The organism is Dechloromonas sp. ZY10, assembly GCF_041378895.1.
In the GTDB taxonomy this organism is placed as follows: domain Bacteria; phylum Pseudomonadota; class Gammaproteobacteria; order Burkholderiales; family Rhodocyclaceae; genus Azonexus; species Azonexus aquae.
Genome location: NZ_CP144212.1, coordinates 2,303,938 through 2,325,830, shown reverse-complemented (window position 1 = coordinate 2,325,830; position 21,893 = coordinate 2,303,938). Strand labels below are relative to the sequence as shown.

18 protein-coding genes are annotated in these 21,893 nt (G+C 60.4%); 17 read left to right on the top strand and 1 reads right to left on the bottom strand.

Going from position 1 to position 21,893, the window contains the following annotated elements:
* The first annotated feature begins 3 nt into the window (after positions 1 to 3).
* The 3 genes from VX159_RS10555 to VX159_RS10545 are packed head-to-tail and all read left to right on the top strand — an operon-like array spanning position 4 to position 2,605.
* Positions 4 to 348: a hypothetical protein gene (locus VX159_RS10555; protein ID WP_371322845.1), complete on the top strand. Its 345-nt coding sequence runs from the start codon at positions 4 to 6 to the stop codon at positions 346 to 348.
* Entirely contained in the window at positions 345 to 1,328 is a 984-nt protein-coding gene (locus tag VX159_RS10550) for a zonular occludens toxin domain-containing protein (RefSeq protein WP_371322844.1), read from the top strand. The genes VX159_RS10555 and VX159_RS10550 overlap by 4 nt, the downstream gene beginning before the upstream one ends.
* Entirely contained in the window at positions 1,328 to 2,605 is a 1,278-nt protein-coding gene (locus VX159_RS10545) for a type II secretion system protein GspD (protein WP_371322843.1), read from the top strand. Before VX159_RS10550 ends, VX159_RS10545 begins: the two co-directional genes overlap by 1 nt.
* Before the next feature lie 8 nt (positions 2,606 to 2,613).
* On the opposite strand, the gene VX159_RS10540 is transcribed toward VX159_RS10545, so the two are convergent.
* Positions 2,614 to 3,516 (bottom strand): DNA-binding protein, encoded by a 903-nt coding sequence (locus VX159_RS10540; RefSeq protein WP_371322842.1) that lies wholly within the window; start codon positions 3,514 to 3,516, stop codon positions 2,614 to 2,616.
* 632 nt (positions 3,517 to 4,148) lie between these two features.
* On the opposite strand from VX159_RS10540, the gene VX159_RS10535 reads away from it, so the two are divergent.
* The 14 genes from VX159_RS10535 to VX159_RS10470 all read left to right on the top strand — a co-directional run bounded on the left by VX159_RS10535 (position 4,149) and on the right by VX159_RS10470 (position 21,882).
* Complete coding sequence (locus VX159_RS10535; RefSeq protein ID WP_371322841.1) at positions 4,149 to 5,009, top strand: tyrosine-type recombinase/integrase; 861 nt, start codon at positions 4,149 to 4,151, stop codon at positions 5,007 to 5,009.
* Positions 5,010 to 5,080: 71 nt separating this feature from the next.
* Positions 5,081 to 5,836: a GntR family transcriptional regulator gene (locus tag VX159_RS10530; RefSeq protein ID WP_371322840.1), complete on the top strand. Its 756-nt coding sequence runs from the start codon at positions 5,081 to 5,083 to the stop codon at positions 5,834 to 5,836.
* 134 nt (positions 5,837 to 5,970) lie between these two features.
* Positions 5,971 to 6,357 (top strand): succinate dehydrogenase, cytochrome b556 subunit, encoded by a 387-nt coding sequence (gene sdhC / locus VX159_RS10525; RefSeq protein ID WP_371322839.1) that lies wholly within the window; start codon positions 5,971 to 5,973, stop codon positions 6,355 to 6,357.
* Positions 6,354 to 6,701 carry a succinate dehydrogenase, hydrophobic membrane anchor protein gene (gene sdhD / locus VX159_RS10520; RefSeq protein WP_371322838.1) on the top strand — a complete coding sequence of 116 codons (348 nt, stop codon included), beginning with the start codon at positions 6,354 to 6,356 and terminating at the stop codon, positions 6,699 to 6,701. The genes sdhC and sdhD overlap by 4 nt, the downstream gene beginning before the upstream one ends.
* A gap of 2 nt (positions 6,702 to 6,703) precedes the next feature.
* Positions 6,704 to 8,488: a succinate dehydrogenase flavoprotein subunit gene (sdhA, locus tag VX159_RS10515; RefSeq protein WP_371322837.1), complete on the top strand. Its 1,785-nt coding sequence runs from the start codon at positions 6,704 to 6,706 to the stop codon at positions 8,486 to 8,488.
* 12 nt (positions 8,489 to 8,500) lie between these two features.
* The gene (locus VX159_RS10510) at positions 8,501 to 9,211 is read left to right on the top strand and encodes a succinate dehydrogenase iron-sulfur subunit (protein WP_371322836.1); all 711 of its coding nucleotides are present in this window, start codon (positions 8,501 to 8,503) and stop codon (positions 9,209 to 9,211) included.
* Positions 9,211 to 9,453, top strand: coding sequence for a succinate dehydrogenase assembly factor 2 (locus VX159_RS10505; protein ID WP_371322835.1), 243 nt, complete (start codon positions 9,211 to 9,213; stop codon positions 9,451 to 9,453). Before VX159_RS10510 ends, VX159_RS10505 begins: the two co-directional genes overlap by 1 nt.
* Positions 9,454 to 9,536: 83 nt before the next feature.
* On the top strand, positions 9,537 to 10,835 hold the full coding sequence (gene gltA, locus VX159_RS10500; RefSeq protein ID WP_371322834.1) for a citrate synthase: 1,299 nt from the start codon (positions 9,537 to 9,539) through the stop codon (positions 10,833 to 10,835).
* Positions 10,836 to 10,937: 102 nt separating this feature from the next.
* Complete coding sequence (locus VX159_RS10495; RefSeq protein WP_371322833.1) at positions 10,938 to 13,778, top strand: 2-oxoglutarate dehydrogenase E1 component; 2,841 nt, start codon at positions 10,938 to 10,940, stop codon at positions 13,776 to 13,778.
* A 25-nt stretch (positions 13,779 to 13,803) separates the two neighbouring features.
* Entirely contained in the window at positions 13,804 to 15,030 is a 1,227-nt protein-coding gene (gene odhB / locus VX159_RS10490; protein ID WP_371322832.1) for a 2-oxoglutarate dehydrogenase complex dihydrolipoyllysine-residue succinyltransferase, read from the top strand.
* A 93-nt stretch (positions 15,031 to 15,123) separates the two neighbouring features.
* The gene (gene lpdA, locus VX159_RS10485; RefSeq protein WP_371322831.1) at positions 15,124 to 16,548 is read left to right on the top strand and encodes a dihydrolipoyl dehydrogenase; all 1,425 of its coding nucleotides are present in this window, start codon (positions 15,124 to 15,126) and stop codon (positions 16,546 to 16,548) included.
* Positions 16,549 to 17,049: 501 nt separating this feature from the next.
* The gene (gene zapE, locus VX159_RS10480) at positions 17,050 to 18,168 is read left to right on the top strand and encodes a cell division protein ZapE (protein WP_371322830.1); all 1,119 of its coding nucleotides are present in this window, start codon (positions 17,050 to 17,052) and stop codon (positions 18,166 to 18,168) included.
* Between the two features lie 58 nt (positions 18,169 to 18,226).
* Positions 18,227 to 19,075, top strand: coding sequence for a secretin N-terminal domain-containing protein (locus VX159_RS10475; protein ID WP_371322829.1), 849 nt, complete (start codon positions 18,227 to 18,229; stop codon positions 19,073 to 19,075).
* Positions 19,072 to 21,882 (top strand): Lon protease family protein, encoded by a 2,811-nt coding sequence (locus VX159_RS10470; protein WP_371322828.1) that lies wholly within the window; start codon positions 19,072 to 19,074, stop codon positions 21,880 to 21,882. The genes VX159_RS10475 and VX159_RS10470 overlap by 4 nt, the downstream gene beginning before the upstream one ends.
* The last annotated feature ends 11 nt before the right edge of the window (positions 21,883 to 21,893 follow it).

Sequence of the window (21,893 nt, the reverse complement as noted above, 5' to 3'; positions counted from 1 at the left end):
TTTATGGCGATTCCTGCTTTATTTGTTTCAGTCGGTGCTGGTGTTGCTGCGGGGCTTACTTCATTTTTTGCTACGCGAGCTGGCGCAATGCTGGCGGGGCTCGGTCTGACGATTATTGGCGTTAAATCATTCGAGGCGTTTTTAGGTTATGTGATTTCCGATATTAATTTGATTTCGTCGATGGTCGGTTCGGTTGATACTGGCGGCAGTGGTGCAGCAGCCGGGATATTTCTTCAGGTCGCCGCTTTCTGCGGTTTATTCGATGCGCTCAATATCATCATTTCCGGCTACATGGCGGCGGCGTCATTGATCGGCATGAAGATCGTTTTCGGGAGGCTCTCGAAATGATGACGTTAATTACTGGTCAGCCTGGTGCCGGCAAGTCCTTGCATGCGATCTGGCTGGTTAAACAATATGCCGAGAAAGAGGGGCGGCCTGTTTTTTATACGGGGATTGCTGACCTCACGCTTGATTGGACCGAAATGCAAGACCCGATGGAGTGGCATAAGCTGCCTGTCGGGTCAATCATTGTGTTCGACGAAGTGCAGCGGCAATACCGCCCACGGCCGGCCGGCGCTGCGGTTCCTGAGTCTGTGGAGAAGTTCGAGACTCACCGGCATAGCGGTTATGACATTTTCTTGATTACGCAGCATCCGATGTTGCTGGATAGCAATATCCGGCGCCTGTGCGGTCGTCATATTCACGTAATGCGCGCATTCGGCGGCAATGCTGCAAATATTCATGAATGGAACGAGGTCCGCGAAAACTGCGACAAACAGCGATTAGGCAGTCAGTCGAAGCTCTGGAAATACCCGAAAGAGGTTTTCGGTTATTACAAGTCGGCGGAAATGCACACCCACAAATTCCGGCCGCCTCTTCGCATCTTGATGCTCATTGTTGCGCCGTTTTTACTCGGTGGTGTCATCTGGTTCCTCGTTTCCTGGCAAGCGTCTTTTGCGTCAAAAGTTACTGGCCAGCCTGAGAAAAAAACTGCCGGTGAGACTTCTAGTTTGCTCCCTGGTCGTCCTGGCCAGGCTCATGGCCATCAGTCGCCAGCTCGTTCTGTGTCGCCCCTCGATCAATACGCGCCCACGGTTCCTGGTCTGTTGTTCACTGCGCCTCGATATGAGTCTGTGACGGACCCCGCTCGCGCACCGTACCCGGTTGGCTGCTTCCTGGTCGGCGCTCGGTGCAACTGCGTTACTGACCAATCTACGCGGCTCGATGTGCCGCCAGAGATGTGCAAAGCCCTGGTTGAAACGGGTTTTTATCGTGACTGGAACGAAAACGGCGGCGGTGGTCGTCGTCACGCAAAAGAGGTGCATTGATGTGGCGTTTTATTATTGTGACTGTCGCGTTTATTTCATCTGCGATTGCTCAAGATTCTGTCTCCCTGCGTTTCGACAAGATCGAGGTTCAATCGCTTGCGAAAGCGGTTTTTTCCGAAATCCTGAAGCGCCCCTATGTCGTCGACGATGAGGTCGGCAAGAAAACCGTCAGCATCAATATTCAGGCCGTCGATAAGCCGATGGTGGCTTTTACCCTTGCTGCTGTGTTGGAGACTTCCGGCGTCGATGTCAAAGAGCGCCAGGGGATCGTTTTTATTGGCGCTCGGCGTGATGATGAATTGATCGTTCACCGGCTCCATCACCGCCAGTCTGCCGCCGTCCTTGATCTCCTGCGCTCTGCGTTCCCGTCAGTTCAAGCTCAGGTGCAGAAGTCGCAGCAGGGTTCGTCTTCTGCCGTTCCGTCCCTGGTGTCTTCGCAGTCAGCAGTTCAATCCGGTTCGTCCTCTCCTGGGGGGTTCGCTGCGGCTCTCCAGTCCGAAGTCCAGGGCGCAAAAGCTGCTACTGCTGAGACTCAATCGGGTTTTCGAGCTGACGATGCTGAATGGCTGGTATTTCGTGTTGCATCAAAGGATGCGCGTGCAGCTCGTGAGCTGATTCAGTTGATCGATACGCCGGTCGACAATCTCCAGGTGCGTGCCGTGGCGTATGACGTGACAGTCACGACTGACGCCGGTTCTGCTTTTGAGCTCACGGCTAACATCCTGGGCGGCAAGCTCGGCATTAACCTGGGCGGGCCGTCGATCTCCAGGGCGAACGCTTTAACCATCAAAACCGCGAACATCGAGGCGGTGTTAAAGGTGCTGGATTCGGATGGCCGCTATCGCTCTGTTTCGCGTCCTGTTGTGCGTGTGCGATCGGGTGGCAAGGGGCGGTTCTCGGTCGGCGAAGAGGTGCCGACCCTCGGTGGCGTTACGACAAATGTCGGCGGCGCGACTCAATCCGTCGTCTACAAGCAAGCTGGCACCATTTTCGAGGTGCAGCCGGTGGTCAAAGAAGGGGGTATTGATCTTCGCATCCAGCAGACGGTCAGCGGCTTCCGCCAGACCAGCACCAGCCAGCTAAACAGCCCCACGTTGAACAAGCGCGAGCTGCAAACGGATTTGACGGTGCAACCTGGGGAACTCATCGTGATTGCCGGTCTCGATGCCGACGAGGATTCGGACGCCGGTCGCTCGTTCTTCGGCTTTTCGCTCGGTAGCAGCAGGACTGTTTCTAAGCGTCAAACAATCCTGCTGCTCGAAGTCAATAAATCGTGATTGTTTCGTTATTTAGGTTTGATTGCTGTCGTTTTTGCGGCTAGTTGTCCGCGCAATTCGGCGGCAATTTCACCTGATTTTTTGGCCTCGTTTCGGGCTTCTTTTACAGTGTTTTTCGCATCTGTGAGTTCTCGCGTTTGAGTATCCAGGGCGGTTTGTTGCGCCTGAACCTGGAGCCGCAAGGTCGACAATTCCTGGGTGTCGGCGCGGGCTTGCTTCTCTGCCGACTCCAGCTTGGCCGATAGCAGGGCTTTATCGTTGGATAGTTGGGCCGATTTTTCGGCCTGGGCGGTCAGTTGAGCAGAGGCAACCGCCGCCGATTTCTCGGCCTCTGTGGCCCGATTGAGCGCTGCCGCTAAATCAGCGCGGGCAGCGGCTAGATCGGATTCTAGGCGCGGTAAGCCTTCAAGGCGAAGCTGGGCTTTTGCTAGTTCGGTGCGAGTGGATTCCGCCGCTTGTTCTGCGGCTTGTGCAGTATCCCGTGCTGCTGCCAGGTCGGATTCCATGACAGCTAGTCGGCCTGAGATTTCCGCCTTCTCGGCGTTCAATGCTTCGCAGTTGACGGATAGGTTTTCTATCTGTGCGGTTTGACGTTCGTTTTCCGCGATCAGGTCGGCGGTTGCCTGCTGGCTGGCCACAAGCTCGGCTTCAATCTCTGCGCGGCCCTTTGCGACTTCCTGTGCGACGAAATCGACTAGATAGCGTGACAGCGCCGGGGGGAGCGTCACATCTGTCGGTGCAGCCTTTACTTGCCCGGCCTTCCAGGTTTGCAGCAGCTTGAGGATTGTTGCCATGCTGCCTGTTCCGAGTGCATCACGGACGGCACGGGCGGTCGGCTGTTGGCCGGCTGCGCGGATTGCGTCGGCGGCGGCATTGACTTGTTCTTGCGAAATCGTTGCTTCTCGTGCCATCTTCCTTCTCCTTTGTTACGTTACGTTATGTAGTTATGTTATGATACGTTATGTTATGAAAATATGCAAGTGTTTTTGAGAGAATTTGATGCCATGCGTTTTATTTCCGTGCGCGTTCGGTCGAAGTGCAGGCCGGGCGCCGCTGGTGTTCGCCCGGTCGTTTCGTGGCGGCGGTGCCGCATTTCTGTCCTTCGGGGTGGTCGCGCAGCTCAACCGCGGTGGTTTGTTGTGGCTGTCACGTTTAACCCGTTGCCCGGTCCGTCGAAGTGCAGACCGGGCGCCGTTGGTGTTTGCCCGGTCGTTGCGCAGCCGGGGCGCCCCGGCGTTTTATCTCCTTCGGTGTAGCTTGTAAGCCCCGGCCATGCCTTGCGTCGCGGGCTTCATCGCTTTCAGCGCGGCACCCCTGTTCCCCGTGCCTTGCAGACCAGCTAGGCGCCTCACACTTGAAACCACTTTTTCCCCGGCGGTTTGCCCTGGGGGAGACTTCGTAGAAGTCTTTCCCAGGGCAAAAGAGCAGGGCGAGACACGCGGTAGCGGTCCGGGCCGCGAAGCGGCCCTAAACTTGTAACTAGGACACATCGGAACAGGATCGCACGGCGGATGCGTATGGACGCATGCGATACAATGACGGCATGCCGGAACAGATCACCCTTGCAGCCTGGGCGGACCGTTATCTGTCAGACATCCGCACTCTTAAATCCTGCTATTCCGTGTCCTCCGTGATACGCGCTTTTTCTGCCCGCGATCCTTCCAGGCCGCTGGCTGACCTTCGCGGCTCGGACATACACGACTATGCGCAATCGCGCCTCGCTGCCGGCATTCGTTCGACCACAATTAATCGCGAGCTATCCGTTCTCAGTGCTGCGATCAATCATGCTTGCAGGCGCTGGGGTGTGTCGGTCACGGAAAACCCCGTCAAGTACCAATGGCTGCGCGCTGCTCCGCTGAGGTTGCGTTACCTCGACCGTATCGAGGCTGATCGCTTGATTGCCGCTGCTGACGCTCTGCGGCCTGTCCTGGGTGATTTTGTACGCCTTGCGCTGCATACCGGCTGTCGCAAGACTGAGTTGCTGACGCTTCGCTGGTCTGACGTGGATTTGTTGCGGCGTTTTTTCGTCCTGCGCCCGGAAAATACGAAAACCGCCCGGCGGCGTGCTGTCCCGTTGAATAAGACTGCTCTGGGTGCTCTGCATGCGCTCAAAGCGCGGGGGCCGGTCGGTGCTGAGTGGGTGTTTTCAAAGCCATCCGGCGACCGCGTGAAGTCGCTAGATTGGCTGTTCCGCAAGGCGGTGAAAGAGGCGGGGATTTCTGACTTCCGAATTCACGACTTGCGCCATACTTGTGCATCCTGGCTGGTGTCGGAAGGGGTGGAGCTAGTGAAGGTCCGTGACCTTTTGGGGCATACCTCAATCAAAATGACTGAGCGTTATGCGCACTTGATGCCTAGCAAGCTGCATTCTGCGGTCGAAGTTCTCGATATGTTCGCGGCATGAGTCGCATAATATGTCTTATATAAGACAACTTTTCGTGGACGCATGGCCGGAAATGTGCTGAAATTGGTTGCATGACTCGTGATTCACAGCGTTCGGCCGGCCGCGCAGCAGCCCCGACTTTCAGCCCGCTTTATCGCCAGATAAAGGATTACCTCATTCGCTGTCTGCAGGATGGCGAGTGGGGGCCGGGCGATGCGATCCCTAGTGAGGGCGAGTTGGCGGTCCGCTTCAGCGTCAGTCAGGGGACGGTGCGCAAGGCGATCGACGAAATGGCGGCCGAGAACCTGTTGGTTCGTCGCCAGGGTAAGGGTACCTTTGTCGCTACCCATGACGACCCCCGTTCCTTTTATCGGTTTTTGCGTCTGGTTCCAGATGATGGCGGTGTGGCTCAGTCGGTCAGTGATCCGCTTTCCTGTTCGCTGATTGAAGCGGATGCCGATGTGGCTTTGGCTCTGGGGTTGTCGCTCGGTGATCCGGTGGTGCACGTCGAGCGACTGCTGCGTTTTGATGGTGAGGCGGTGGTTCATGACCGAATCTATCTCCTCGCTGATTTGTTTTCCGGTTTGACCCTGGAAGCTTTGCGCAGCGGCGAGCGCTCTCTTTACAGTCTCTTCGAGGCCGATTACGGAGTGCGCATGATTCGCGCCGAGGAGCGCTTGCGGGCAGTTGCTGCTGGCGAGCGTACGGCTCAGCTTCTGCGTCTCGAGGTTGGGGCGCCGTTGTTGCTGGTTGAGCGCACTGCCTATACCTACGGGAATCGGCCGGTTGAATGGCGGCGTGGCCTGTATTGCACGCATCGCCACTATTACCGCAACGATCTGGGGTAGCTTAGGTCGCTGTGACTAGTCCTGAAAACGCCCGGCAGGGGAAGTCAAAGGGGCGATATTGATTGTATAATTACGGTTCCTTTCAAACCACGTACAAGCGGTAAAACCGCACATTTACGCGAGGGATGACGTTCATGGCAGAAATGACCATCAAGAAGCGTCCAAAAAATTTGGACCTGACAACCATACGGTTGCCCCTACCGGGCAAAGTGTCGATCCTGCATCGTGTCAGCGGTGCCGGTCTCTTCCTTTGCTTTCCGCTGCTCCTCTGGCTGTTCTCGGCGAGCCTGAATTCGGCTGAAACCTTCGCGGTTTTCAAGGGCGTCTTTTCGACGCTGCCGGCCAAGGTGATTCTTGCCGGTCTGATCTGGGCTTACATCCATCACTTCTGCGCCGGTATCCGTTTCCTGTTGCTTGATCTGCACGTCGGGATCGAGAAGGAAGCGGCACGCAAGTCCGCAGCAGTCGTGTTCGCCGTCAGCATTCCGCTGACCCTGATCTTCTGGGGGGTGTTGCTGTGATCAATCGCAACGTTGTCGGGGCGCATTACGGCCTCAAGGACTGGATTGCCCAGCGTGCCACGGCCGTCATCATGGCGCTGTACACGGTGATCATGGGGGCTGTCCTGCTGATCGTTCAGCCGTCCTCTTTCGAAGCCTGGCGCGGGGTTTTTGCCAATGGCTTCATCAAGTTCGTTACCTTCATCTTCTTCGTCAGCCTGTTTTACCACGTCTGGATTGGCGTGCGTGACATCTGGATGGACTATGTCAAGCCGACGGGTCTGCGTCTGACCCTGCATGTGCTGACCATCGCCGCGCTGGTGGGCTACACCGCGTGGGCTGCTGCGATTCTCTGGAGGCTGTAAGCGTGAGTATTCCTGTTCTGAAGTTTGACGCGGTCATCGTCGGTGCCGGTGGTGCCGGTCTGCGTTCCGCGATCCAGTTGTCCGAAGCTGGTCTCAAGACCGCCGTGCTGTCCAAGGTCTTCCCGACCCGTTCGCATACCGTTGCTGCACAGGGCGGTGTTGCTGCTTCTCTGGGTAATTCCGAGGAAGATCATTGGCATTGGCATATGTACGATACCGTCAAGGGTTCCGACTGGCTCGGCGACCAGGACGCGATCGAGTTCATGTGCAAAAAGGCTAATGAAGTCGTCGTTGAGCTTGAGCACTACGGCATGCCGTTTGACCGTACCGACAATGGCAAGATTTACCAGCGTCCGTTCGGCGGCCATATGTCGAATTTCGGCGAAAAGCCGGTGCGCCGCTCCTGTGCCGCTGCTGACCGTACCGGTCACGCCATGCTGCATGCGATGTACCAGCGCAACGTCAAGGCCAACACCCAGTTCTTCGTCGAGTGGATGGCTCTGGACCTGATCCGCGATGCGGATGGTGCCGTCGTTGGTGTTACCGCGATGGAAATGGAAACCGGCCAGATCGTGATCTTCCACGCTCGTGCCGTGATTTTTGCCACCGGCGGTGCTGGTCGTATCTATCACTCCTCGACCAATGCCTTCATCAATACCGGTGATGGCCTGGGTATGGCGGCGCGCGCCGGCATCCCGCTGGAAGACATGGAGTTCTGGCAGTTCCACCCGACAGGGGTGGCTGGCGCCGGCGTGCTGATTACCGAAGGCGTCCGTGGTGAAGGCGGTATCCTGCGCAACAGCAGCAAGGAGCGCTTCATGGAGCGCTATGCTCCGAACGCCAAGGATCTGGCTTCGCGTGACGTGGTTGCTCGTGCGATGGCTACCGAAATCAAGGAAGGTCGCGGCTGTGGCGTGAACAAGGACTATGTCCTGCTTGACATCACCCACCTTGATCCGGCAACGATCATGAAGCGTCTGCCCGGTATCCGCGAAATCTCGATCCAGTTTGCCGGTGTCGATCCGATCAAGGAACCGATCCCGGTCGTGCCGACCTGCCACTACCAGATGGGCGGTATCCCGACCAATTACTTCGGTCGCGTGGTTGTGCCGCAGGGTGACAGCATGTCGGTCGAAATCCCGGGCTTCTACGCCGCCGGCGAGTGTGCCTGTGCTTCCGTGCATGGCGCCAACCGTCTGGGTACCAACTCTCTGCTCGATCTGCTGGTTTTCGGCAAGTCCGCCGGTGACTCCGCCGTGGCCGATCTCAAGTCCGGCCTGGCCCATCGCGATCTGCCGAAGGATGCTGCCGACTTCTCCCTCGCTCGTGTCGATGCGATCAACAACCGCAAGGGCGGCGCCAGCGTCTTCGAGGCCCGTCAGGCAATCGCCCGGACGATGCAGGATCACGCCGGTGTGTTCCGCTTTGGTGACATGCTGAAAAAGGGTGCGGCTCAGATTCTCGAAGTCGAGAAGCAGGCCAAGTCGCTCGAGATCAAGGACAAGTCCCAGGTCTGGAACACTGCCCGGATCGAAGCTCTCGAAACCGAGAACCTGATCGAAGTTGCCAAGGCCACGATGATCTCCGCCGAGGCTCGCAAGGAGTCCCGTGGTGCTCACGTCCGTGACGATGCTCCGGATACTCCGGAATTCCCGAACGGCCGCAACGACAAGGAATGGCTGAAGCACACGCTGTTCTATTCTGCCGACAACAGCATCAAGTACAAGGGCGTCAATCTGCAGCCGCTGTCCGTCGAAACCATCGCGCTGAAGACGCGTTCGTACTAATCGGAGAGGAATATGAGCAAACGTACGGTTCAATTCAGTATCTACCGCTACGATCCGGACAAGGATGACGCGCCCTACATGCAGGACATCACGGTCGAACTTGAGCCGACCGACCGCAAGCTGCTGGATGCACTGACCCGCCTGAAGGCCAAGGACGAGACGCTGTCGTATCGCCGTTCCTGCCGCGAAGGTGTTTGCGGCTCTGATGCGATGAACATCAACGGCAAGAACGGTCTCGCCTGTCTGCAGGATATCGACGAACTGAAGCAGCCAATCGTGCTGCGTCCGTTGCCCGGTCTGCCGGTCATTCGCGACCTGATCGTCGATATGACCCAGTTCTTCAAGCAGTATCACTCGATCAAGCCGTACCTGATCAACAACGATCCGGCACCGGAACGCGAGCGTCTGCAGTCGCCCGAGGACCGCGAGGAGCTGAACGGTCTCTACGAGTGCATCCTGTGTGCCTGCTGTTCGACTTCCTGTCCGTCATTCTGGTGGAACCCGGACAAGTTCGTCGGTCCGGCCGGTCTGCTGGCAGCTTACCGCTTCATCGCCGATACGCGCGACCAGGCGACCAACGAGCGTCTCGACAACCTCGAAGACCCGTACCGCCTGTTCCGTTGCCATACCATCATGAACTGCGTTGATGTCTGTCCGAAGGGTCTGAATCCGACCCAGGCGATCGGCAAGATCAAGGACATGATGGTTCGTCGTGCCGTCTGATGGAACGAGCTGAATACGAACGCCTGCGCTGGCGCTGCATTCGGCGCGCGCTGCTTGAACTCGATATTGCGCTGACGCGCTTTCTCGACGAGCAGTTCGACCAACTGAATGCAGAGCAGCAGCAGGTGTTTGCGGAGCTCGCAGATATGGAGGATCACGACCTCTGGTACCTGATCAGTGGTCAGGCTGAGTGCGATGATCCCCGTTATGCGCCGATTGTGGCGCTGCTTCGTAAGAGTTGAGTAAGGTTGGCGGGCTAACTTCAGCCCGTTAACCGCTTTTTTAGCAGTGTAGTGACAACCAAAACCTGTAAAGGGAAGAGACTATGACAACCGAACGCAAGGCAACTTTGACAATCGATGGACAGGCTCCCGTCGATTTCCCGATCATGTCCCCCACGCATGGCAACGACTGTGTCGACATTCGTACGCTGGGTGGCAAGACCGGTCTGTTTACCTACGACTCCGGTTTCCTTTCCACTGCCAGCTGCAAATCCAAGATCACCTTCATTGACGGTGACAAGGGCGAGTTGCTGTATCGTGGCTACCCGATCGAGCAACTGGCTGAAAACTGCAACTTCCTGGAAGTCGCTTACCTGCTGAAGAACGGTGAATTGCCGAATGCCGGCCAGAAGTCCGACTTCGAGAGCACCATCAAGCGCCATACGATGGTGCACGAGCAACTCGCCAAGTTCTATTCCGGTTTCCGCCGCGATGCTCACCCGATGGCTGTCATGACCGGCGTGGTCGGCGCTCTGTCCGCGTTCTACCATGACGCGATGGACTTCTCCGATGCCGAGCACCGCAACGTCAGCTTCAACCGCCTGATCGCCAAGATGCCGACCATCGTCGCGATGGCTTACAAGTACAGCACCGGCATGCCGTTCATGTATCCGGACAACGATCTGGACTACGCTTCGAACTTCATGCGCATGATGTTCGGCAATCCGTGCGAAAAATACGTTGCCAATCCGGTGCTCTCCCGTGCGCTGGACATCATCTTCACGCTGCATGCCGATCACGAGCAGAACGCCTCCACCTCGACCGTCCGTCTGGCCGGCTCTTCGGGTGCCAACCCGTTCGCCTGTATCGCAGCCGGTATCGCCTGTCTGTGGGGCCCGGCTCACGGCGGCGCGAACGAAGCCTGCCTGCAGATGCTGGAGCAGATCGGCGACGTTTCCAAGGTCGGCGAATACATCAAGCGCGCCAAGGACAAAAACGACTCCTTCAAGCTGATGGGCTTCGGTCACCGTGTTTACAAGAACTTCGACCCGCGTGCCAAGCTGATGCGTAAGGTCTGTGACGATGTCCTGCAGGAACTGGGTCTGGAAAACGACCGCCTGTTCAAGCTGGCCAAGGAACTGGAAAAGATTGCCCTGGAAGACGAATACTTCGTCGAGAAGAAGCTCTACCCGAACGTCGACTTCTACTCCGGTATCGTTCAGAAGGCCATTGGTATCCCGACCGAGATGTTCACCTGCATCTTCGCGCTGGCTCGTACCGTTGGCTGGATGACCCAGTGGGAAGAAATGATCACCGATCCGGAATACAAGATCGGTCGTCCGCGTCAGCTGTACATCGGCGCCGCCAAGCGCGACGTTGTACCGCTTGCCCAACGCGGCTGATAAAAACTGGGCGGCCATGCGGCCGCCCTTTTTTACTTGCAGGCGTGCAAGGTCCTGCAACCCGCAGCTACAGAGAAAGACAACACCCTCAAGGGGACGCCTATGACTACAATGAACCAACTGTTCGACAGCACGATGTTTTTTGGCGGCAATGCGCCGTTTGTCGAAGAGCTGTACGAAAACTTCCTGAACGATCCGACCTCCGTGCCCGCCGAGTGGCGCGACTACTTCGACCGCCTGGCGCAGATGCCGGGCTTTGTTGCTCGTGACGTGGCTCATGCCCCTGTCATTGCAGCTTTTGCCGAACTCGGCAAAAACGGCGGCTTCCGTCCGGCAGCACCTGCTGCCGCCGGCGTCGAGAACAAGAAGCAGTCGGCTGTCGGCCAACTGGTCACCGCTTATCGTTCGCTCGGTACCCGCTGGGCTGACCTCGATCCGCTCAAGCGCCTGGCCCGTCCGAAGATCGACGAACTGGAGCCTTCGTTCTACGGCTTCTCCGATGCCGATCTGAATCAGACCTTCAGCGTCGGTTCGCTCAAGGGCCTGCCGGAAACTGCCAAGCTCGGCGACATTCTGGAAACCCTGAAGCAGACCTACTGCGGCACCATCGGTGTCGAGTACATGTACATGACGGACTACAACGAGAAGCGCTGGCTGCAAGAGCGCCTCGAAAGCATGCGCTCGCGTCCGTCGTACAACGCCGACCAGAAAAAACGCATCCTGGAGCGGTTGACCGCAGCCGAAACGCTGGAACGCTACCTGCACACCAAGTACGTTGGCCAGAAGCGCTTCTCGCTTGAAGGCGGCGAGTCGCTGATCGTCGCCATGGACGAAGCCATCCGCACCGGTGGTGCCAACGGCGTTGACGAAGTGGTGGTCGGCATGGCTCACCGCGGCCGTCTGAACGTCCTGGTCAACACCCTGGGCAAGGCCCCGTCGATGCTCTTCGCCGAATTCGAAGGCAAGAAGAAGAGCGATCTGTCGGCCGGTGACGTCAAATATCACATGGGCTTCTCGTCCGATGTGTCGACCCCGGGCGGAGCCTGTCACCTGACCCTGGCCTTCAACCCGTCGCACCTGGAGATCGTGAACCCGGTCGTCGCCGGTTCGGTCTATGCCCGTCAGGTTCGTCGTGGCGAAGGCAGCAAGCAGAAGGTCATGCCGATTCTGGTGCATGGCGATGCCGCCGTGGCCGGTCAGGGCGTCAACCAGGAAATGCTCAACTTCGCCCAGACCCGTGGTTACGGTGTGGGCGGTGTGCTGCACATCGTGGTCAACAACCAGGTCGGTTTCACCACCTCCGACCCGCGCGACTATCGCTCCGGCCACTACTGCACCGACATCTTCAAGATGGTCGATGCACCGATCTTCCACGTCAATGGCGACGATCCGGAAGCCGTGGCGCTGGTCACCCAGCTGGCGGTCGAATATCGTCAGACCTTCGGCAAGGACGTGGTGGTCGATATCATCTGCTTCCGCAAGCTCGGCCACAACGAGCAGGACGAGCCGATGGTGACCCAGCCGCTGATGTACAAGATCATCAGCAAGCACCCGGGCACCCGCAAGCTGTATGGCGACAAGCTGATTGCCGAAGGTGTGCTGCCGGCCGACGGTCCGGATGCGATGATTGCCGAGTACCGTGCCCACCTCGACAAGGGCGAACTGCTGTACAACCCGGTGCTCGCCGGCTACAAGCATCCGAACACCATCGACTGGACGCCGTACCTGACCAAGTCCTACATCGAAACCTGCGACACCACCGTGCCGATGGCCGAACTGCAGCGTCTGGCCCAGCGCCTGACCACGCTGCCGGAAGGTTTCACCCTGCACTCCCGCGTCAAGAAGATCGTTGAAGATCGCGCCGCGATGGGCGAGGGCAAACTGCCGGTCGATTGGGGCATGGCCGAGAATCTCGCCTACGCTTCGCTGCTGGTTTCCGGCTATGGTGTCCGCATCTCCGGTGAAGACGTCGGCCGTGGCACCTTCTTCCACCGCCACGCTGCCTTCCACGACCAAAACCGCACCAGCTGGGATGTCGGTACCTACCACCCGCTGAAGAATCTGCAGGAAAAGCAGGCCGGCTTCCAGTGCTACGACTCGGTCCTGTCCGAAGAAGCCGTACTCGCCTTCGACTACGGTTACGCTTCGGCCAACCCGTACGAACTGGTGATCTGGGAAGGTCAGTTCGGCGACTTCGCCAACGGTGCCCAGGTCGTGATTGACCAGTTCATTGCGTCCGGCGAAGCCAAGTGGGGCCGCGCCTGTGGTCTGGTGATGCTGCTGCCGCACGGTTACGAAGGCCAGGGGCCGGAACACTCTTCCGCACGCCTGGAGCGCTTCATGCAGTTGTGCGCCGAGATGAACATGGAAGTCTGCGTGCCGACCACGGCTGCCCAGGTCTTCCACATGCTGCGCCGCCAGGCTGTTCGCAACCAGCGCAAGCCGCTGATCGTGATGTCGCCCAAGTCGCTACTGCGCCACAAGGACGCCGCCTGTTCGCTGGAAGATCTGGCCAACGGCGAGTTCAAACGCGTCATTGGCGAAACCGACGATCTCGACCCGAAGAAGGTCAAGCGCGTCATCCTGTGCTGCGGCAAGGTCTATTACGACCTGGTCAATGCCCGTCGCGAGAAAGGTATCAACGACATCGCCATCGTTCGTCTGGAGCAGCTGTATCCGTTCCCGAAGGAGTCGCTGGAGAAGGAACTGGCCAAGTACCCGAAGGCCACCGAAATCGTCTGGGCCCAGGAAGAACCGCGCAACCAGGGCGCCTGGTACTGGATCGCCTCGCGTCACCATCTGGATACCCAGATCAGCGGCAAGCAAAAGCTGCTGCTGGTGTCGCGCCCGGCCTCCTCGTCCCCGGCTGTCGGCTATCTGGCCAAGCACAACGAACAAACCAAGGCACTGATCGAGTCCGCACTGGGCAAGATCGAGTACTAAGAACCAGAGCAGAGTGGAGTAACCCATGAGCATTATCGAAGTCCAAGTTCCCCAACTTTCCGAGTCCGTTGCCGAAGGCACGCTCGCTTCGTGGAAGAAGAAGATCGGCGAAGCCGTCGCCCGCGACGAAGTCCTGATCGATATCGAAACCGACAAGGTGGTTCTCGAAGTGCCGTCGCCGGCTGCCGGCGTCCTCGTCGAAATCATCAAGGCTGACGGCGAGACCGTGGTCTCCGGCGAACTGATCGCCAAGATCGACACCGCCGCCACCGCCGGTGCCGTCGCCCCGGCCGCCGAAGCGCCGAAGGCAGCAGCACCCGCTGCCGCGCCGGCCGCTGCTGCCGCCGCGCCGGCTGGCACTGCCAGCCCGGCTGCGCGCAAGATCCTCGACGAGAAGGGCATTGCCGCAACCGATGTCTCCGGCTCCGGCCGTGGCGGTCGCGTGACCAAGGAAGATGCGGTTGCCGCCCAGCCGAAGGCCATTCCGGCGGCTGCTCCGGCCGTGGCTGCAGTCAATATCGCTGCCCCGAACACCGGCGTTGCCCTCGGTGAGCGCACCGAACAGCGCGTCCCGATGTCCCGCCTGCGTGCCCGTATCGCCGAGCGTCTGCTGCAGTCGCAGTCGACCAACGCGATCCTGACCACCTTCAACGAAGTCAACATGGGTCCGGTCATGGCGCTGCGCAAGCAGTACGCCGAGAAGTTCGAGAAGACCCACGGCGTCCGCCTCGGCTTCATGGGCTTCTTCGTCAAGGCCGCTTGCGCAGCCTTGCAGAAGTTCCCGGTCCTCAACGCTTCGGTTGACGGCAACGACATCGTCTACCACGGCTATATCGACATCGGCATCGCCGTTGGTTCGCCGCGCGGCCTGGTTGTGCCCATCCTGCGCAATGCCGACCAGATGAGCATCGCCGATATCGAGAAGAAGATTGCCGAATTCGGCGCCAAGGCCAAGGACGGCAAGCTGTCGATCGAAGAACTGACCGGCGGTACCTTCTCCATCTCCAACGGTGGCGTCTTCGGTTCCATGCTGTCGACCCCGATCATCAACCCGCCGCAATCGGCGATCCTCGGCATCCATGCCACCAAGGACCGTGCGGTGGTTGAAAACGGTCAGGTCGTCGTGCGTCCGATCAACTACCTGGCGATGTCCTATGATCACCGCATCATCGATGGCCGCGAAGCCGTCCTCGGTCTGGTGACCATGAAGGAAGCCCTGGAAGATCCGTCCCGCCTGCTGCTCGGCGTCTGATCGTAGCCATCAGGAACTAGTTGCCTAGGATCGAGTGAGAGAGCTGCGGCTCGATCCTCGATCCTATTTGCTAAATACTCTCGGAGTTTTTACATGTCCAAGCAATTCGACGTGCTCGTTATCGGTGGTGGCCCCGGCGGCTACGTGGCTGCGATCCGCGCCTCCCAACTCGGTTTCTCCGCCGCCTGCTGCGAATCCAACCCCTATGCCGACCCCAAGGGCGAACCGCGTCTCGGCGGCACCTGCCTCAACGTCGGCTGCATTCCGTCCAAGGCGCTGCTGCACACCTCGCACCTGTTCGAAGAAGCCAACCACAGCTTTGAAGCCCAGGGCATCAAGGTCGGTAAGGCCAGCATCGACGTGCCGACGATGAAGGCGCGCAAGGACGGCGTGGTCAATCAGCTGACCGCCGGCATCAAGGGCCTGCTCAAGAAGAACAAGGTCACCTTCCTCGCCGGTCACGGCTCCTTCGTCGCCAAGGAAGGCGATTTCTGGAAGGTCAAGGTCGGTGCCGAAGAAGTGCTGGCCAAACAAGTCATCGTCGCCACCGGCTCCAAGGCCCGTCACCTGCCCAACCTGCCGGTCGACAACAAGATCGTGATGGACAACGAAGGCGCGCTGAACCAGGAATCGGTGCCCAAGAAGCTGGCCATCATCGGCGCCGGTGTCATCGGTCTGGAAATGGGCTCGGTCTGGCGTCGTGTCGGTTCCGAAGTCACCATCCTCGAAGCCATGCCCGACTTCCTCGCGGCGGCTGACCAGGACGTCGCCAAAGAAGCGCTCAAGTTGTTCACCAAGCAAGGCCTGAACATCCAGATGGGCGTCAAGATCGGCGAGATCAAGGCTGGCAAGAAGGATGTCTCGATTGCCTACACCGACAAGGACGGCAAGGAGCAGAAGCTCGAAGCTGATCGCCTGATCGTTTCCATCGGTCGCGTGCCCAACACCGACGGCCTCAATGCCGAAGCCGTTGGTCTCAAGCTCGACGCCCGTGGTTTCGTCGAAGTCGACGGTCACTGCGCCACCAATCTGCCGGGCGTCTGGGCGATTGGCGACGTGGTGCGCGGCCCGATGCTGGCGCACAAGGCCTCCGAAGAAGGTGTGATGGTTGCCGAACTGATGGCCGGCCAGGCCGGTCACTGCAACTTCGACACCATCCCCTGGGTGATCTACACCGCCCCGGAAATCGCCTGGGTCGGCAAGACCGAGCAGGCGCTCAAGGCCGAAGGCGTGGCCTACAAGGTCGGCAAGATGCCTTTCCTGGCCAACGGCCGCGCGCTGGGCATGGGTGAGCCGAACGGCTTCATCAAGATGCTCGCCTGCGCCCAGACCGACCGCATCCTCGGCGTGCACATCATCGGCGTCAATGCCTCCGAGCTGATTTCCGAAGCCGTCGTGGCGATGGAATTCGGCGGTGCCTCCGAAGACCTGGCCCGCATCTGCCATGCTCACCCGACCCTGTCGGAAGCGATGCACGAAGCGGCCCTGGCCTGCGACAAGCGCGCGCTGCATTTCTAAGCTGCCTCCGCAGCAAACCGGCGGGCGCCCTGGGGGCGCCCGTTTTTTTGTTCCGAATTCCTGAAAAACCCGAATTTTCACGGTCGACCGTGGCCATGCCCGTTTTCTATCCCCAAAAGCTGTGAATAAGTCTGTGGGTGAGGCGGGGAAGGGGAGGCCAAGTCCCGGCGGTGTAAGGCTTTTTGCTGCTTTGCCGCAAACTTGGGCAAAAGTGCAGTTGGTTGATTTTTAATGGGTTTGGAGACTGTGGCAGTTTTTGCTGAAAGCGAGCCTGTCCGAAATTGTGGGTGAGGCATCACTTCTTACCAAGAAGCATGGACAGCCAACACCTACCCCCTCACACGGTCAACCCGCAAAAAACCTCGATTTCCCAAGTCGACCGTAGCAGCCCAAGCCCTTGCCCATTCAGCCGGATACTTCGGCCCGCGCTACGGCCCGATTTCCCCCGCCGCCCCAGCTTTGGCAAAATAGCGGGTTTCCGCCGATAACAAGATCATCCCCATGCCCCACAAGAAACTGAAGGTTGCCGAGAACGGCATGCTTGACGCCTATCTGGCGCTGCTCGCCGCGCGCGGCTATGTCGCCGACGCGGCGCAACTGCGGGCGGCGCAGGCTTTGCAGGACCTGTATACGAATTTGCTGGCGTTCAAGGTCAATCGCGGCAGCACCTTCAAGCGCCTGCTGGCGCCGCCCAAGCCGCCGCAGGGCGTGTATTTCTGGGGCGGGGTGGGGCGCGGCAAGAGCTTTCTGATGGACTGCTTTTTCGAGTCGGTGCCGTATCGCCGCAAGAAGCGGATCCACTTCCATGCCTTCATGCAGCAGATTCACCGCGATCTCGACAAATTCAAGGGCGAGCCGGACCCGATGCTGAAGATCGCCGAGCAGGTGGCCAAGGAAACCCGGCTGCTCTGTTTTGACGAATTCCACGTCTCCGACATCGCCGACGCGATGATCCTTGGCCGCCTGCTTGAAGGCTTGGTTCGCCATGGCGTGGTGCTGGTGATGACCTCCAACTACCCGCCCGATCTGCTCTACCCGAACGGTCTGCACCGCGAAAGCTTTTTGCCGGCGATTGCGCTGCTCAACAAGCATCTCGACGTGTTCGAGGTCGAAGCCGGGATCGACTACCGCTTGCGCGCGCTGGAGCAGGTCGAGATTTACCACCACCCGGCCGACGACGCCGCCGAGAAGAAGATGCTCGACTACTTCAAGATGGTTGCCGGCGAGGAGGGCAAGCGCGGCGGTCAGATCGAAGTGCTCGGCCGCGAGATCGCGACTATCCGCCGTGGCCACGGGGTGATCTGGTTCGACTTCCGCACCCTCTGCGGCGGCCCGCGTTCGCAGAACGACTATCTGGAAATTTCGCGCAGCTACCACACCGTGCTGCTCTCCGGGATTCCCAAGATGAGCCTGCACCAGGCGTCCGAGGCGCGGCGCTTCACCTGGCTGGTCGATGTGTTCTACGACCACAAGGTCAAGCTGATCGCCACCGCCGACTGCGCTGCCGACGAGTTGTACACCGAGGGCACGCAGGCTTCGGAGTTCAAGCGTACGGTCAGCCGCCTGACCGAGATGAATTCGCGCGAATATCTGGCGCTGCCGCACATTCCCTCTGAATGAGTGGCGGGTTTGGCGGTCCAACCCCGTGTCGGGCGCGGCGGTGCCGGAGAGGAATGCGATGAAAAAAGGGTGTTTTTTACGGTCGACCGTGTGCACCGGGCTTTTTCTGCTACTGACCCTGCTGGTTCTGCCGGCGCGGGCGCAAGGGCTGGAAATCCTTGAGCTAAAACAGCGCAGCGCCGATCAGGTGCTGCCTACCTTGTTGCCGCTGGTCGAGCCCGGCGGCACGCTGACCGGGGTGAACAACCAGCTGTTCCTGCGCGCTTCGCCGCGCAACCGGCAAGAAATCAAGCGGGCGCTGGCGGCGCTCGACCAGCCGCAAAAAAGCCTGATCATCCGCGTTGCCTTCGACCGCCAGCAGGTCGAGAGCAGCCGGGGGGCACAGGCCGGCGGCCAGGTGGTGCTTGGCAGCAGCCGCCACGGCGAGGCCGAAGCGCGGGTGTGGGACAGCCGCAGCGGGCGCCGCGAAAATTCGGCACAGATGGTGCAAACCCTCGACGGCCAGCGGGCCTTCATCCAGGTCGGCCGTTCCTTGCCGGTGCCCTTGCGCCAGGTGGTGCTCGGGCCGGGCGGCGCGGTGATCAGCGAAAGTATCGTTTATCGCGATCTGGCGCAGGGTTTTCATGCCACGCCGCATGTTCAGGGCGAGCGGGTGCGGGTCGAGATTTCGCAGCAGGCCGACAGTCTGCCCGGTGGCCAGCGTCCCGGTTGGGGCACGCAGCCGCCGGGCGTGGTCGACAGCCAGCGCCTGAGCACTACCCTTTCCGGGCGCCTCGGCGAATGGCTGGAACTCGGCGGTAGCGGTCGCCAGGCGCAGGGGCGCGAGGCCGGCAACGGCTTCAGCGTCGGCACCCGTGATGTAAGTGACAATCGCAGCCTGTGGCTGAAAGTGGAAGAAGTCGAGTGAAGAAATACAGCGAGTCGGGAACGAGCAAAGGCAGCAGCGGCAAGGGCCGGGCGAAAAAGGCCGGGGCCAGGGACGGGGACGAGGCCAAGGGCCGCAGCAAAGGGAGTGCCAAGGAGCTTGCGAAGGGGGGCGACAAGGCCGCTATGAGCGCCGCCAGCCCCGCTGCCGATAGCGCAGACCAGGCCGGCAAGATGGCCGGCGACGAGCCGGTGCGCATCGTCAAGAGCGATACCGCTGCCCGCCTTGCCCTGCCGGTGGAGAAGCTGCGGCGGGTATGCACGCCCGAGGAGTTCGGCTGGCAGGCGGAATGGCCGGATAGCAGCGCGCTTGCTGCGATTGGCGAGGAGTTCGCCCAGCCGCAGGCGGTCGAGGCACTGCGCTTTGGCCTCGGCATGCGCCGCCAGGGCTTCAATCTGTTCGTGATCGGCGAGCCGGGCGACCAGCGCGAAGCGATTGTGCGCCGGCTGCTGGCGGAAGAGAGCAACGCCGCCGCGTTGGCCCCGGCGGGCGATGCCGGCCGCAGTCCGCTGCGCGACTGGTGCTACGTCAATAACTTCCAGTCTGAACGTGAGCCGCGCCTGCTCTCGCTGCCCCTGGGGCGCGGTCGCCAGTTGCGCGACGACATGCGGCAATTTGTCGGCGAACTTGGGCCAGCGCTGGCGGCAGCTTTTGACAGCGACGAATACCGGCAGCAGGTCGGTGCCTTGCGGGATGCCTTGCAGGCACGCCAGGACGAGGCGTTGCGCGCTTTGGGGCGCGAGGCGGCGGGCGAAGGTATTGCGCTGGTACGCAGCGACGAGGAATTCAGTTTCATGCCGCTAAAGGATGGCGGCGAAGAAACCATGGGCCAGGATGAATTCGATGCGCTTCCGGCAGCACGGCAGCAGCAGCTTGAGGATGCGATCGAACGCTTCGATGTGCGCCTGCACCTGTTGCTGCACGAGTTTCCGCGCTGGCGGCGCGAGACCCAGGGCAAGCTCAAGGCCGCCGCCGCCAAAGCCTTGCAAGGCGCGGTCGGGCATCTGATCGAAGAACTGCAGGCGCGTTACGGCGATCTGCCCGAGGTGGTCGCGCATCTGCAGGCGGTCGAGAAGGACATTGTCGAGGTCGGCGAAAATCTGCACGACAGCCATAAAAGCGAAGGCGAGATGGAAGCACTGCTGTTCACCGGCAGCGTTTCCCTGCAGCGCTATTTGGTCAATTTGCTGGTCGACCGTGAAAATCCGGCAGAAAGCGCCAGGGCGGCGCAGCGGCCGGTGGTGTTCGAGGATCACCCGACCTTCCAGAACCTGGTCGGCCGGGTCGAGCACATCGCCCACCTCGGCACCCTGGTCTCCAACTTCATGCTGATCAAGCCGGGCGCCTTGCACCGTGCCAACGGCGGCACCCTGTTGCTCGACGCCGACCACCTGCTGACCCAGCCCTATGCCTGGGAAGGGCTCAAGCGGCTGCTCAAGGCCGGCGAAATCCGCATCGAATCGCTGGGTGAAATCTACGGCATGGCCAGCACCCAGCAACTGCAGCCGCAGCACATTCCGCTCGACGTCAAGCTGGTGCTGTTCGGCGATCCTTCGGTGTATTACCTGCTGGCCGAGGCCGACCCCGAATTCCCGACGCTGTTCAAGGTGGTCGCCGATTTCGACGGCGCCATCGAACGCACTCCGGAAAACGTCGCCGCCTACGCCCGCTTGCTGGCCACCCTGGCCCGCCGCGAAGGTTTGCGCCCGCTCGCCGCCGACGGCCTCGCCGCCGGCATCGAGCAGGCCTCGCGGCTGATCGAGGACAACACCCGCCTGACCACCGGCTTCACGCCTTTGGTCGATCTGCTGATCGAAGCCGACTGGCAGGCCGGCCGCACCGGTTTGCCGCAGATCGGCGCCGCCCAGATCGCGGCGGCGCTGGCTGCGCGCGAAGCCCGCCACGACCGCGCCCGCCGCGAATACCTGCGGGCGATGCTGCGCGACGAACTGCTGATCGCCACCAGCGGCGAAGCGGTCGGTCACATCAATGCGCTGGCGGCGGTCGATTACGGCGGCTGCACCTTCGGCCACCCGTCGCGGCTGACCGCGACGGTGGCGCTCGGCGACGGCGAAACCATCGACATCGAGCGCGAGGTTGACCTCGGTGGCCCGATCCACAGCAAGGGCATGTTGATCCTCTCGGCCTTCGTTGCCGCCCGCTACGGCCGCAACATGCCGCTGGCGTTCAAGGCCAGCCTGGTTTTCGAGCAGTCCTACGGCGAGGTCGAGGGTGACAGCGCTTCGCTGGCGGAACTCTGCGTCCTGCTTTCGGCGCTTTCGAGTGCGCCGATCAAGCAGACGCTGGCGATGACCGGTTCGGTCAACCAGTATGGCAGCGTGCAGCCGATTGGCGCGGTCAACGAGAAGATCGAGGGCTTTTTCGATCTCTGCCGGGCGCGCGGCCTGCAGCCGGGGCAGGGGGTGATCATCCCAGCCGCCAACGTTGCCCACCTGATGCTGCGCCCCGACGTGGTCGCAGCGGTGGCTGCCGGCGAGTTTGCGGTGCATGCGGTCAGCCACGTTGATGAGGCGCTGGAAATCCTGACCGGCATTGCCATGGGCCAGCCCGACGAGCAGGGCGCGGTTGCGCCGGGAACGCTCAACCATCTGGTGGTGTCGGCCCTGCTCGAACTCACCGCTGCCCGCCACGACAGTGGCCCGGAGGAGAGCAGGAAGGCGCGGGCAGAAGCCAAGCCGGCCGCCGAGAAGAAACGCGCTCCGGCCAAAAAGACCCCGCCGCCTCCGCCGCAACCGCAGGCCGAAAGCGAGGGCGGCGGCACGGCCTGAGCCTGAGCCGC